This is a genomic window from Ligilactobacillus hohenheimensis (assembly GCF_947381805.1).
Classification (GTDB): domain Bacteria; phylum Bacillota; class Bacilli; order Lactobacillales; family Lactobacillaceae; genus Ligilactobacillus; species Ligilactobacillus hohenheimensis.
The window spans coordinates 1-267 of the sequence record NZ_CANCXC010000014.1 but is presented as its reverse complement, the minus strand read 5'-3'; the positions used below and the strand labels follow the sequence as shown (position 1 = coordinate 267).

The window sequence follows — 267 nt, the reverse complement described above, 5'->3', positions numbered from 1 at the left end:
TCGTAACAAGGTAGCCGTAGGAGAACCTGCGGCTGGATCACCTCCTTTCTAAGGAATCATACGGAACCTACACATGGGTTGATACTGTGGTCAGTTTTGAGGGATTTATCCTTTATATGGGGCTTTAGCTTAGCTGGGAGAGCACTTAATCGCTTGCGATTAAGGAGACGGAGGTTCGAATCCTTCAAGTTCCATTGGCAACAACGTTGCCAACTTTGTTCTTTGAAAACTAGATAACAATTCTTGATTTCTTGATTAAATTGAACC

General features: G+C 42.7%; 1 tRNA gene. It reads left to right on the top strand.

Going from position 1 to position 267, the window contains the following annotated elements:
• Nucleotides 1–118 precede the first annotated feature (118 nt).
• Nucleotides 119–194, top strand: a tRNA-OTHER gene (locus tag QOR60_RS06835).
• Nucleotides 195–267 lie beyond the last annotated feature (73 nt).